Genomic DNA, 12650 nt, shown 5'->3' on the forward strand with positions numbered 1-12650 from the left:
GCAGCTTCAAACGGCGCTCCCCGCGGAGCGAGACGCGGAGCGCAAGCGTGTCGATGGCACAAACAGCCGCCAGGCGGGTACGTAGGTTCCCATGACACCTGAGCGTCCCGCCCCGGTCGCCCCCGTCGCGCCGACCGCCACATACCGGCTCCAGCTGCAACCGGAGTTCCCCTTCGGGGCGGCCGAGGCGGCCGTCCCGTATCTGGCCTCGCTCGGCGTCTCGCATCTGCATCTGTCGCCGGTCCTGGAGGCGGTTCCGGGTTCGGAGCACGGTTACGACGTCGTGGACCACGCGCGCGTGCGGGACGAACTCGGCGGCGAGACGGGGCTGCGGTCCCTGTCGCGCACCGCGCGGGAGCACGGTCTGGGGCTCGTGGTGGACATCGTGCCGAACCACATGGCGATGGCCCCGCGCCACAACCACGCCCTGTGGGAGGTGCTGCGCGAGGGCCCGGACTCGCCGTACGCGCGCTGGTTCGACATCGACTGGCGGGCCCAGGACGGGCGGGTGCTGCTGCCGGTGCTGGGGCAGGCCCTCGGCGCGGAGATCGGCGCCCTGGAGGTCGACGGGGACGTCCTGCGCTACTACGACCACGCGTTCCCGCTGCGGGCCGGCACGGAGAAGCTGCCGCTGCCCCGGCTGCTGGACGCGCAGTGGTACCGGCTGGCGTGGTGGCGGCTGGCCCGCACCGAGCTCAACTACCGGCGGTTCTTCAGCATCTCGGAGCTCATCGGGGTGCGGGTCGAGGACCCGGAGGTGTTCGCGGCCACGCACGGGAAGATCCTGGAGCTGCTGGACGAGGGCGTGGTGGACGGGCTGCGGATCGACCACCCGGACGGCCTCGCCGACCCCGACGCGTATCTCCGCCGTCTCCACGAGGCGACGGGCGGGCGCTGGACGGTCGTCGAGAAGATCCTCGCGGACGGCGAACCGCTGCCCGCCGCGTGGCCGGTCGCGGGCACCACCGGATACGACGCGCTGCGGCACGTGGACGGCCTTTTCACGGACCCGGCGGGCGCGGGGGAACTCCTCGGCCAGTACCGGCGGTTCGCGGCCCCTCAGGCCGACCGTGGGGGCGTCTGGGAGGCCACGGTGCGGCGGGCCGCGTACAAGGTGGTCCATCACGAGCTGGCCGCCGAGGTCGACCGGCTCACGCGCGAGGCGGACCGCCTGTGCCGCGCCTCGCCGGACCCCGCGACGCGCGACCGCGCACCCTGGGCCCTGCGCACCGCGCTGCGGGAGCTCCTGGTCCGTATGGAGGTCTACCGGCCGTACACCTCAGGGGACGCCGCGTCGGTCGTCACCGAGGAGGCCGCGGACGAGGCACGCCAGGCCTTCCAGGTACCCGAGGAGGCCCAGGCGGTCGATCTCGTACGGGACCTCGTGCTGGGCCGGGTCGGCGACGGGCCCGAACACGAGGCGTTCCGGGCGCGGTTCGCGCAGACCGCGTCGGCGCTGCGGGCCAAGTCCGTGGAGGACACGGCGTTCTACCGGTACGTTCCGCTGCTGTCGGCGACCGAGGTGGGCGGCGAACCGGGGTCCCCGGCCGTGTCCCCGGAGGTCTTCCACGCGTACTGCGCGCGCGTGCAGCGCGACTGGCCCGCCACCGGCACCGCCCTGTCCACGCACGACACGAAGCGCAGCGCCGACGTACGGGCGGCGATCTCGGTGCTCACACAGGTCCCGTCGCGCTGGGCCGACCTGCTGGCCGAGGTGACCGGGTGGACGGCGGCCGAAGGGGTGGGCGCGCCGGACCCGCAGGTGGCGTGGGCCGCCTGGCAGACCGTGGTCGGGCTCGGCCCCGCGCCCGGGGAGCGGCTCCAGGGCGCACTGCTGAAGCACGTCCGGGAAGCCGGCCTCGGCACCTCGTGGACCGAACAGGATCCCGCGTACGAGGCCGCCGTGGCGGCGTTCCTGAAGGCGGGGCCGTGCGGGACACCCGGCCAACTCGTGGCCGGGTTCCGGAACTCCGTCGAGCCTCATGTGCGCACGAACGTCCTGGGGGCCGCGCTGGTCCATCTGACGATGCCGGGCGTGCCGGACCTCTACCAGGGCACGGAGGTCGAGTACCGGGCTCTGGTGGACCCGGACAACCGGCGCCCCGCGGACTTCCCGCCGGTCGACCCGGACGGTCTGTCCGCCGAGAAGGCCGCGCTCACCGCGGGCGCGCTGCGGCTGCGCCGCCGGCGGCCCGCCGTCTTCGGCGAGGCGGCGGCCTACACGCCGCTCCTCGCGGAGGGCCCGGGCGCCGCGCACTGTGTGGCGTTCGTACGCTCCGGAGAGGTCGTCACGGCCGTCACCCGGCTGTCGCTGCGCCTGGAGGAAGCGGGCGGCTGGCGCGACACGGTGCTGCCGCTGCCCGCGGGGCGGTGGGCCGATCCGCTCGCTCCGGGACGGGAGTTCACGGGGCACGCGCGCGTGGAGGAGCTTTTCGAAGCGCTGCCCGTGGTGCTGCTGGAGCGGGTCGGCGACGACGCGGGCTCCGGCCCGAGCACCAACTCGGGCTCCGACTTCAGCGACGGCGCCGGCGACGGCGCGGACTCCGACCCTGACTCCAGCGACGGCTCCGGTTCCGGTTCCGGTTCCGGCTCCGGCTCCGGCTCCGGCTCCGGCTCCGGCTCCGGCTCCGGGGAGATTGGCTGATTGTGGCTGACCGGCGGCGCCCCGCGGCGGGGCTCGGGCCGCACCGGGCGTGCGGGGGCGAAATGCCCCCGGCTACCGGTAATGCTGCCGGGCGCTCCCCGGAGCCGCCCCTTCACATCCTTGACAGTTCACCCGGTCCGTGGAGTACTGCGGATTGCGACGTCGGGCGGACCTAATCGGGGGTGAGTCTCCTGCCGGAGCTGCGCTACCCCAGTGTGACCGAACTCGTCTCTTCGGCCCGGGCGCTGGCGGCCCATCGGCCGGGCCTGAGTTCCCTCAGACAGATCGGCTCCTCACGCGCCGGCCGGCCCCTGCAACTGCTCTCCCTGGGCCACGCCGCGCGCTCGGTGCTGGTCGTCGCGGGCGCCCACGCCAACGAACCCACGGGCGGCTCCACTCTCCTGTCGCTGGCCGAACGGGTGCTGCGCGACCGGCGGTTGCGGGCCGACACCTCCTGGCACTTCCTGCTCTGCGCGGACCCGGACGGCGCCAGCCTCCATGTGACACCGGCGCCGCGCACGCTGCTCGACTACCACCTCGGCTTCTTCCGCCCGGCGGGCCCCGAACAGCCCGAGTGGTCGCCGTCCGTGCTGCCGCCCGACCGGCTGCCGCCCGAGACACGCGCCCTCACCGGAGTCATCGACGAACTCCGCCCCTACCTCCAGGCGACCCTCCACGGGACGGATCTGGGCGGCAGCTGGGTGCAGTTGACGAAGGACATACCGGGCCTCGCCGAACCGTTCGCCAAGTCCGCGGCGGAGCTGAACATCCCGGTGGAGACGGGCGCTTCGGACGCCGCCGGCTGGCCTGCCTCCGGGCCGGGTGTGCATGTGATGCCCGACCGGGGCTCGGACCTGGCGTACCCGAGCATGCCGGACGACGCCCGGCACAGCACCTGGTACCACGCCCACCGGTACGGCGGTCTGACCGCGGTCGTCGAGGTACCGATGTGGGCGAGCGACCTGGTCGACGACCCCGCGCCGCATCCGGCCCCCGCGGCGGCGATGCGACGACTCGCGCGTCGCCTCCTTCAGGACGCGGTCCAGGTCGAGAAGGTTCTCGCCGAGGCGCTGCCGCGCCTTCGCGGGCCGGACGGTCCGCTGCTGCGCGCCGCCAAGTGGGCGCTGGCGCTGGTGCCGGGACTGGCGGACGACTGGGCGCAGACGCCGCCCGCGGACACGACGATGGCGTACGTCGGCAGCGTCGACGCGTTCGGCCGACGGCTCCCGCTGCGGGCCGCGGCAATGCTCCTGCGGGTCCTCCAGGAGGCCGACGACCGCGCCGCGCCCCATCTGGAGTACCTGGTCGCATCCTGGAGCGAGGCCTTCGCCGAGCGCTTCCGGGCACGCTGGGTGCCGTTGGAGCACCAGGTCGAGCATCAGAGCCGCACGGTGGTGGCGGCGGCACGGCACGCCAGGGACCGGGCGGCTTGAGGCACGCGCGCGTGGGGGCCGTTTCTGTTCCTGTCGGCACGCGCGCGTGCCCGGCCGCTCACTTCATGCGGCTCAGTTCGACAGGGCGAAAACCGCCCCTGTCCGCGCCGCCAGCACACAGGAGTTGGCGTACGTCTCCGTGTGCGTGACCGCGCGGCCACCCCATTCGCCGCGCGCGGAGGCGGTCACCGGCGCGTAGATCATCGGGCAGTGGACGCCCGTGGGCGGGATGCGGCCGATGGCACCGCCCGCGGCCCGGAGTTCCCCGCAGGCCCGTACCGCGTGCGCGTGGCCCTGGGGCGGGTCGCACAACAGCAGCGCGCCGCGCGTGTCACCGGAGCCGGTGTCGCTGTCGGTGTCGCCGGCGCGGATGTCGCCGCGGGTGACCGTGACGTAGAGCCAGTTGCCCGCGAGCGACTCCGGGGGCGCCGCCGCCCGGGCCGGTACCGAACCCGCCACGAGGAGAGCACAGGCGGCGAGCAGACAGGTCCGTACGGCCGCCGTGGCTTTGTGAGTGTTCGTCATGGCCTGTGCATCGGCACACGAGGCCCCGAGGCCCACCCCGACTCACTCGAACGGTACTTCGGCCCTCATCGGGGAGGGGCCGAGCGGACGCGCGCCGGGCGACGGCAGGGGTGCCTGACACCGCGCCAGGTCGAACGCGGCGAGCACCACCCGCGCCTGGTACTCGACCTGCCGCGCGACCGGGATCCAGCGTGCCCCGTGGCCGTCGTGGTAGTCCGCGCACCACTCGTCGATGAGCCGGTCGAGGTCCGCCGTCGCACCGGACGGGTCGTGCCCGGCGGCGGTCACCAGCTGGTGCAGCAGCCCCGCCGTGCGCAGCGCTATCCGCCGCGCGGAGATGCGCAGCGCGGTCAGCCGGGCCGTGTTGAGCGGCGGCAGCGGGCGCGCGCCGCCCTCCGCGTCGGTGTCCGGACCGGTGTCGGGGTCCCAGGAGGCGGCGAGGCCGGGGCCGACCAGTAAATAGTCGTCGACCGGAGCGAGGAGCCGGTCCGTGTCCGGAGCCGTGTCCAGACAGGGGCGGATCCGGGCCAGCAGCCCCTCCAGAAGGGCCGTCTCGCGCCGCAGCGTGCGGCTGACGGCCCGCAGGGCCCCGTCGGTGTCCGCGGGCACCGAGCCGTCCCCCACGGCCGCCACGCCCCACATGGGCGCCTCGACGACCGCGGTCACCGTGCCGTAGGGGTGCGGGTGGAACCAGGTCGACTCGACCGCCGCCTCCGTGATGGCCGCGGCCAGGTCGCCGCGGCGCGGGGGCGGGATGCGGTAGACGGCGGGCCCGAGGGTGGGCCAGTACAGCGTGTCGTACGGCCCGAGTTCCAGCGGGATGCCCAGGCGACCCGCGATGTGCGCGAGGCGGGGCGCGAGTCCGGGCAGGTCGCGTGTCAGCTCGACGAAGCCGCCGCCCACGTCGACGCCGTGCAGGGAGCACTGGAAAAAGGGCCGCAGTTCGTCCTGGAGGGCGAGCAGGGTACGGGTCTCCGGCAGGACGGCCCCCTCGGCGCCGTCGGGCAGCCACTCGGGCTGTTCGAGGAAGCCGGGCCGGAAGAAGTTCCGGAAGTAGTGGCCGAGTGTGTACGGGCCGGGCAGCCAGCCCTCGTTACGGCGGGAGCCGTCGGGGTCGAGGCACAGCAGCAGGTTCCAGGTCACGTCGGCGCCGTCGCACAACCGGGGGTCGGCCAGGGCCCGTTCGGCCAGCCGCAGCACGGTGGCGCCGCCCACCGGCTCGTTGGCGTGGGGGCCCGCGACGACGAGGGCCTGGCGGCTGCCGTGTCCGACGGACAGCAGCGACATGGGCAGTCCGGCCCGCGACGTGCCCACTTGGCGCAGCCGGGCGTCCCGCGGACAGCGGTCGACGAGCGCGGCCGCCCGGACGCCCAGCTCGTCGACGGACAGGTAGCGGAGGAGTTGCGGCAGGGTCTTTACCTCCGCTGAGAAGGGCCGTTGTTTCACTTGCTGTGCAGGTGTACGCACAGTGAGTCACGACTGCGGGGGTACGTCAACACCGCTGCACCCGGCAGGACGTTCACATCCCGAATGGCCGTCCGCGGAGGCTGCGGTTCCGTCCGTACGGCGCGGGCGCACGAGCGGGGCGCGAAGGCGGACGGGCCGACGCGAAGGCGGAAAGGCGGGCGCGCGGGCGGGCGGGCGGGCGGGCGGGCGGCTGTGCGTACGCGGCTCGCGCGTGCCCTAGGCCGCCGCGAGCCGGAACGTCATGCGCCCGAAGCTGACCTGGTCGCCGACCTGGACGACGGCGGCGCTGATCACGCGCCGCCCGTTCACGGACGTGCCGTTGGTGGAACCGAGGTCGCGCAGCACCCACATGCCGCCCTGGCGGGTGAGTTCGGCGTGCACCCGGGACACCGTCTCGTGGCTGAGCCTCAGACCGCTGGCCGGGTCACGGCCTATGCGCAGCGGATACGGGCTGTCCGGCCGGGGCAGCAGCAGCTTGGGAAGCCGCTCGGCCTGCCACGCCCTGCGCAGCCGTACGGTGAAGCCGGAGACCGCCTCGACCGTACCGAAGAGCAGCTGAGCCCAACGGCTCTCCGTGTGCAGGTCGGCGATGAGCGCGGCGAGCTCGTCCGAGGTGCGGGCGGCGAACGCGAGTTCCATCCGCTGCACGAACGTGTCGTGCGAGAGCCTGCCCTGGGCGGCGCCCTCCCGCAGCACCCTCAGCGCCCTGTCCCGCTCGGCGTCCGACAACCGCGCGGGAGCGGGATAGGTGTGGAACTCCGAGGACGACGTCACGGAGCCGATTGTCTGGCAGCACGGCCGGAGTGTCCAGAAAACGCAGCACTCCAGCAGCACTCCAGAGGAGTGCCTACGTCAGGTTCGGTCCTTTCGAGTCGTTCGATCGGGAGGATTCGAAGGTGAATTGATCTCGTTTGACGCACCATGGGACCGGCGACGTCACGGTGGGCAGACGAAGGAGAACCGTCCGTGCAGTTCGAGGTGTGGGCACCAGAGGCCGATCGCATGACACTCCACTGCGCGGACACCACGCGCGCGTTGGAGCCCGATCCGGAGCGCGTGGGGTGGTGGAAGGGGGAGGCCGAGGCACAGGACGGCACCCGGTACGGGTTCGCGGTGGACGACGGCCCGGTGCTGCCCGACCCGCGCTCACGCCGACAGCCGGACGGGCCCGACGGGCTGAGCGCGGTCGTCGACCACGAGCGGTACGCGTGGCGCGCCGAGTGGCCCGGACGCGGGCTGCCGGGCGCCGTGCTGTACGAGCTGCACGTGGGCACGTACACCCGCGAGGGCACCCTGGACGCGGCGGCCGAGCGGCTCGGGCATCTGGTGGAACTGGGCGTGACCCACGTCGAGTTGATGCCGCTGTGCCCGTTCCCGGGGCGGCACGGCTGGGGGTACGAGGGCGTGTCGCTGTGGGCCGTGCACGAGCCGTACGGCGGTCCCCAGGCCCTGAAGCGCTTCGTCGACCGGGCGCACGAGCTGGGGCTCGGTGTCGTCCTGGACGTCGTGCACAACCACCTGGGGCCGTCCGGCAACTATCTGCCCGCCTTCGGGCCGTACTTCACCCAGACGCACCACACCCCCTGGGGCGCGGCCGTGAACCTGGACGCACCCGGTTCGGACGAGGTGCGTGCCTTCCTGCTGGGCAGCGCACTGGCATGGCTGCGCGACTACCGGTTCGACGGACTGCGGCTGGACGCCGTGCACGCGCTGCGCGACACGCGCGCGTGCCACTTCCTGGAGGAGCTGTCGGCCGCCGTGGACGCACTCGCCGGCGAACTGGACCGGCCGCTGTTCCTCGTCGCCGAGTCGGACCTGGCCGACCCCCGGCTCATCACGCCCCGCAAGGAGCACGGGCTCGGACTGCACGCCCAGTGGAACGACGACTTCCACCACGCGCTGCACACCGCGCTGACCGGTGAGGCGCAGGGCTACTACGCGGACTTCGCCCGGGCCCCGCTCGCGTCCGTCGCCAAGACGCTGACGGCGGGCTTCTTCCACGACGGCACGTACTCCAGCTTCCGCGGCCGCCGTCACGGCCGCCCGCTGGACCTCACGCGGATCTCCGCACACCGCCTCCTGGGCTACGCGCAGACCCACGACCAGATCGGCAACCGCGCCCAGGGCGACCGGCTCTCGGCCGCCCTCTCCCCCGGCCTGCTGGCCTGCGCGGCCGCGCTGACGCTGACCGGACCGTTCACGCCGATGCTGTTCATGGGCGAGGAGTGGGCGGCGGGCACGCCCTGGCAGTTCTTCACGGACCACACGGATCCCGAGCTCGCGGAGGCCGTACGCCGGGGCAGGCGGCGGGAGTTCGCGGCGCACGGGTGGGCCGAGGAGGACGTCCCCGACCCGCAGGACCCCGCCACCCGTGACCGCTCCTGCCTGGACTGGTCCGAGCCGGAGAACGGGCTCCACGCGCGCGTGCTCGACTGGTACCGCGAACTGATCGCCCTCCGGCACGCCCAGCCGGACCTCTCCGACCCCGACCTCGCGGACGTCAAGGTCGCCTACGACGAGGCCGCCCGCTGGCTCGCCTTCCGCCGCGGCGACGTCCGGGTGGCCGTGAACCTCGGCAAGGAGCCCGCGGAGATCCCCCTCGGCACCCGTCCCGCGCGCGTGCTGGCGGCGTGGGAGCCGGTGGAGGTGCCGGGGGCGGACGGGGTGCTGAGCCTGCCGGGCGAGTCGTGTGTGGTGCTTCTGCAGGGGTGACGGGTGGGCGTAAACGCTTGCGTAAACGTTTACGCCCACCCGTCACCCCCGGCCCACCGTCCACCCGCCGTCCTACAGCGGCTCGTCCGTCTCGTCCCGTAGTTCCGTGACCCGTTCCAGCAGGATCGCCTCCCAGGAGCGCCGGAGTTGGGAACGGAGCAGCGGCAAGAGGCTGTTGTCGTGGTGCTGGAGGCGGTCGGCGAGGCGCGTCAGGGTGTCACAGCGGGCCAGCCACAGGCCGCGCAGACAGGGGCGGGCGCCGTAGCCGGCGAGGGTGGCCGCGCGGACGGCCGCGGGGGCGCCGACGGCGAGGGCGAGGCCCGCGATGTCCTCGGCGGGGTCACCGATCACGGCGTCGGTCCAGTCGAGGACTCCGCGTACCCGCCCGTCGGCGCTGACCACGAGGTGCTCGCCCTTGAGGTCGTGGTGGACGAGGAAGGCGGTGCCGGGCTGCGCGGCGAGCTGGACGGCCGCGGGCGCGGTCAGCTGGTGGAGCCGGACGGGGTCGAACTCGTCGTCGGCGGCGAGCCGTTCGGCGGCCCGCTCGGCGGCGGTCCGGAGCGATTCGAGGGACCGGGGCGCGGCCCGGGGTACGCCGAGGACCTCGGCCTGGCGCACCGGCACCTCGCGCAGTCCCGTGAGCAGTCCCGCCAGGTCGGCCTCGCCCACGGCGGAGACGTCCTGCCGCTCGCCGGAGCCGCCCGGGATCAGCGTGTCGAGCGTGTACGCCAGACCGCTCGCCCACTCGCCGTGCGCGATGCTCACCGGGACGGCGACCCCGATGTGGGGGCGCACCAGGTCGCGCAGCCGCAGTTCGCGCCGCTGCCGCTGGGAGGCCTCACGGTCCGGGGCGAGTCGCAGTACGTGGCGTGTGCCCACGAACCACGTCGAGTGCTCGCCGCCGTCGGCGACGGGCGTGATCCGGGGCCCGTCGCTGTCCGGGAGCAGGGAACGGACAAGACGTCGCACGGTGTCCGCGGTGGGTGTCGCTGCCTGGGTCATGGTCGCGCCGTCTGCCGTTCGGGTCCGGGGTCTCCTGAGGGGTGGTCAGTGCACGACGGCCATCTCTCGGGAGGTGTTGTTGAGGCGGCGTCCGCCGTCCTCGGTGACCGTCACGATGTCCTCTATGCGTACGCCGAAACGGCCCGGCAGATAGATTCCGGGCTCTACGGAGAAGCACATCCCGGGCACGAGCGGCTGTTCCTCGCCCTCGATCATGTAGGGCGGCTCGTGAGTGGTGACGCCGATGCCGTGCCCGGTGCGATGGATGAAGCGGTCGCCGTACCCGGCCTCGGTGATGTGCGCGCGGGCCACCCGGTCGACGTCCTGACAGGCGATACCGGGCCGGACGGCCTGGACCGCCGCCTCCTGGGCCTCGCGGACGACGTCGTGGACCCGTAGTTCCTCGGCACTCGGCTCGCCGACGTGCACCGTACGGGAGGTGTCGGAGCCGTAGCCGTGCCTCAGTCCGCCGAAGTCGAGGACGATCGTGTCGCCGTGCTCGATGACGCGTTCGCCCGCCTCGTGGTGCGGGCTGGCGCCGTTCGGCCCCGAGCCGACGACCGTGAAATCGACCTGGGAGTGCCCGAACCGCCGCAGCAGGTCGGCGAGGTCGCCGGCGATCTCCGACTCGCGGCGACCGGCGAAGGACACCTTGAGGATCTCCTCGTACGTCGCGTCCGCGGCCTCTCCCGCCGCCGCCAGCCGCTCCAGTTCCGCCGCGTCCTTGACGGCCCGAAGCATCGGCAGTCCCTCGGTGAGGGAGACGTACGAGGTGCCGGGCAGCGCCTTCTGGAGGCCCAGCAGATGCAACGCCCAGGCGTTGTCGCTGACCCCGATGGGGGCACTTCCCACGCCGTTGAGGCTGTGAGGGAGGCCTGAAGTGTCGAGGAGCGGGGCCGTCGTCGCGTACGGGTCCTTGCCGTCGGTCCAGTCGCGAAGGGTCAGCGCGGGCGCGCCCGCCGCCTTCTCGGCGTCCGGGGCCTCCAGGGTGGGCACGACGAGTACGGGGTCCTGTCCGGCGGCGAGCACCAGCAGGGTGAGCCGCTCGGTGGCCGCGGGCGGCGCGTAGCCGGTGAGCCATACGAGGTCGGGTCCGGGCGCGATCAGTACCCCGGCCAGCCCCGCGTCGGCGGCGGCCCGCGCGGCGCGCTCCATCCGGGCCCGGTAGTCGTCGGCGGTGAAGGGCGCGGGCGTGGCGGTCATCCGGGCCTCCGTGGGTCAAAAGGGGCTACGGGCAGCATCCTGCCCGGACAGCGGGGGCGGCGCGAGCCGGTCACCGCGACTTTTCGGCCAGGCGTCGCGACATCGCGTCGCGACATCAGCCCTCCAGGGCGAGGCGTGCGCCGAGGAGTAGCAGTACGCCTCCGGAGACCTGCTCCAGCCTGCGCCGCACGCCGACCCGGGACAGCACGGTCCTCATACGGCCGACGAACCAGACGTACAGGCTGTAGTAGCCGCACTCGTAGACCGCCCAGAGGGCGGCGAGGCTCAGCATGGTGGGCAGGTGCGGGGCGCCCTCCGGCACGAACTGCGGGAGGAAGGACATCGCGAAGATCGCCGCCTTGGGGTTGGCGAGGTTGATCAGCAGCCCGGTCCGGTAGGAGGCCCAGCCGCTCTTCACGACGGTGTCCTGGCCCACGCCGTCGTCCGCGGCGCCCCTGGCGCGGCGGGCCTGCCACAGCGCCTGCACTCCGAAGACCACAAGCACGACGGCTCCCACGTAGCGCATCACGTCGTACGCCACCTCGGAGGCGGCGAGCAGTCCGGTCAGGCCGAACGCGGCGACGGCGCCCCACACGAAGACACCGGTCTCGTTGCCCAGGACCGTGAGGAGTCCGGAGCGCCTGCTGTGCAGCGACCGCTTGATGATCAGCACGGTGCTCGGCCCGGGCGAGGCGGCGATCAGTGTGCAGGCGCCGAGGAAGGCGAGAAGGGTGCTCAACATGAGGCCATCGTGGCCCGTAGGAGGGGGCGCGGCCAAGACATTTGTCAGGTGATGACGCCAGGGGTCACGGAAAGCTGCTGGTAGCCGCCGCTCGCGTGCCGCAGCGTGAGCGTGACCGCGGTGCCGGGGCGCGCGGCGGCGACGGCCCGAGCGAGATCGGCTGCCGAGTCGACACGGTTCCTGCCGAAGACGAGCAGGACGTCACCCCGTACGAGACCGGCGGTGTACCCGGGGCCGGGGACGTGCACGCCGACGAGGAGCGCGCCCGGGCCGTTGGCGGCGTCGACGGCCTCCACCCCCAGGGTGGGCCGGTCATCGTGCGAGCCGTTCCGCGGCGCCCCGGACGGATCCTTCGGGGAGGCGGGACTCCCCGCGCCCGGGGCCGAGTCGGAGCCGCCCGACGACGACTTGGAGCTGCCGGAGGCCTGCTTGGAGCTGCCCGAGGACGGCTTGGAGCTGCCCCAGGCCTGCTTGGATCTGTCCGAGGCCGACTCGGCACCGCCCGGTGCCTGTGCCGACCCCCGCCCCGGGCCGGACGCCCTCGGCGAGCCACCCGATTCCGTCGCCTGGTTCCGCAGGTCGGCGAGCTTGCTCAGCCCGATCACCGTGGCGCCCACGGTGCCGAGGCCGATCCCCGACAGCACGAGGACCGCCCCGACGAACAGGCTGAACAACAGGGTCATGAGCCGTCGCCCGCGCCGCCGTGCGGCGTGCGGGCGACGGACCGTTCCGGATGTTCCGGATGTTCCGGATGTTCCGGACGGGTGGCCGTCACTCGGCCCCCGGCCCGGCATCGGCTTGGGACGCAACGCGGTCTGTTCCATGGATCGCCTCCGGCCAGAGCTCTACCCTCCGCAGCGGCGCCCGACGATCCTCGAACGGGTGATGCGTTTCCTTCCCGCTCGACGGGCCCGTCCGACCC

Annotated in this window: 9 protein-coding genes and 1 pseudogene; 3 read left to right on the plus strand and 7 right to left on the minus strand. The window is 73.5% G+C overall.

Features of this window, described 5'->3' with window-relative positions:
- The first annotated feature begins 91 nt into the window (after positions 1–91).
- Positions 92–2644 (plus strand): malto-oligosyltrehalose synthase, encoded by a 2553-nt coding sequence (treY, locus tag OHA11_RS09590; RefSeq protein ID WP_266494091.1) that lies wholly within the window; start codon positions 92–94, stop codon positions 2642–2644.
- A 182-nt stretch (positions 2645–2826) separates the two neighbouring features.
- Positions 2827–4077 (plus strand): M14 family zinc carboxypeptidase, encoded by a 1251-nt coding sequence (locus OHA11_RS09595; RefSeq protein ID WP_266494094.1) that lies wholly within the window; start codon positions 2827–2829, stop codon positions 4075–4077.
- A gap of 72 nt (positions 4078–4149) precedes the next feature.
- On the opposite strand, the gene OHA11_RS09600 is transcribed toward OHA11_RS09595, so the two are convergent.
- The 3 genes and pseudogenes from OHA11_RS09600 to OHA11_RS09610 form a co-directional block, all read right to left on the minus strand.
- Complete coding sequence (locus OHA11_RS09600; protein WP_266494096.1) at positions 4150–4602, minus strand: SSI family serine proteinase inhibitor; 453 nt, start codon at positions 4600–4602, stop codon at positions 4150–4152.
- Positions 4599–6012, minus strand: a pseudogene (locus OHA11_RS09605) (M14 family zinc carboxypeptidase). Before OHA11_RS09605 ends, OHA11_RS09600 begins: the two are co-directional and overlap by 4 nt.
- Positions 6013–6285: 273 nt before the next feature.
- Entirely contained in the window at positions 6286–6843 is a 558-nt protein-coding gene (locus OHA11_RS09610; protein WP_266494098.1) for a DUF1707 and FHA domain-containing protein, read from the minus strand.
- A gap of 192 nt (positions 6844–7035) precedes the next feature.
- On the opposite strand from OHA11_RS09610, the gene treZ reads away from it, so the two are divergent.
- The gene (gene treZ, locus OHA11_RS09615; protein WP_266494100.1) at positions 7036–8781 is read left to right on the plus strand and encodes a malto-oligosyltrehalose trehalohydrolase; all 1746 of its coding nucleotides are present in this window, start codon (positions 7036–7038) and stop codon (positions 8779–8781) included.
- A 72-nt stretch (positions 8782–8853) separates the two neighbouring features.
- On the opposite strand, the gene OHA11_RS09620 is transcribed toward treZ, so the two are convergent.
- The 4 genes from OHA11_RS09620 to OHA11_RS09635 form a co-directional block, all read right to left on the minus strand.
- On the minus strand, positions 8854–9783 hold the full coding sequence (locus tag OHA11_RS09620; RefSeq protein ID WP_266494102.1) for an aminoglycoside phosphotransferase family protein: 930 nt from the start codon (positions 9781–9783) through the stop codon (positions 8854–8856).
- A 45-nt stretch (positions 9784–9828) separates the two neighbouring features.
- Positions 9829–10986: an aminopeptidase P family protein gene (locus tag OHA11_RS09625; protein WP_266494104.1), complete on the minus strand. Its 1158-nt coding sequence runs from the start codon at positions 10984–10986 to the stop codon at positions 9829–9831.
- Positions 10987–11101: 115 nt separating this feature from the next.
- Positions 11102–11728, minus strand: coding sequence for a LysE family translocator (locus tag OHA11_RS09630; protein ID WP_266494105.1), 627 nt, complete (start codon positions 11726–11728; stop codon positions 11102–11104).
- Between the two features lie 44 nt (positions 11729–11772).
- The gene (locus OHA11_RS09635; protein WP_266494107.1) at positions 11773–12552 is read right to left on the minus strand and encodes a PDZ domain-containing protein; all 780 of its coding nucleotides are present in this window, start codon (positions 12550–12552) and stop codon (positions 11773–11775) included.
- Positions 12553–12650: the final 98 nt, after the last annotated feature.

This window comes from Streptomyces sp. NBC_00878, assembly GCF_026341515.1.
Lineage (GTDB): Bacteria > Actinomycetota > Actinomycetes > Streptomycetales > Streptomycetaceae > Streptomyces.

What these genes read in the sequence shown, in the direction of transcription:
- treY (WP_266494091.1), top strand. Translation starts at nt 92, where the DNA reads ATGACACCTGAGCGTCCCGCCCCGGTCGCCCCCGTCGCGCCGACCGCC.
- OHA11_RS09600 (WP_266494096.1), bottom strand. Translation starts at nt 4,602, where the DNA reads ATGACGAACACTCACAAAGCCACGGCGGCCGTACGGACCTGTCTGCTC.
- OHA11_RS09620 (WP_266494102.1), bottom strand. Translation starts at nt 9,783, where the DNA reads ATGACCCAGGCAGCGACACCCACCGCGGACACCGTGCGACGTCTTGTC.
- OHA11_RS09625 (WP_266494104.1), bottom strand. Translation starts at nt 10,986, where the DNA reads ATGACCGCCACGCCCGCGCCCTTCACCGCCGACGACTACCGGGCCCGG.
- OHA11_RS09630 (WP_266494105.1), bottom strand. Translation starts at nt 11,728, where the DNA reads ATGTTGAGCACCCTTCTCGCCTTCCTCGGCGCCTGCACACTGATCGCC.
- OHA11_RS09635 (WP_266494107.1), bottom strand. Translation starts at nt 12,552, where the DNA reads ATGGAACAGACCGCGTTGCGTCCCAAGCCGATGCCGGGCCGGGGGCCG.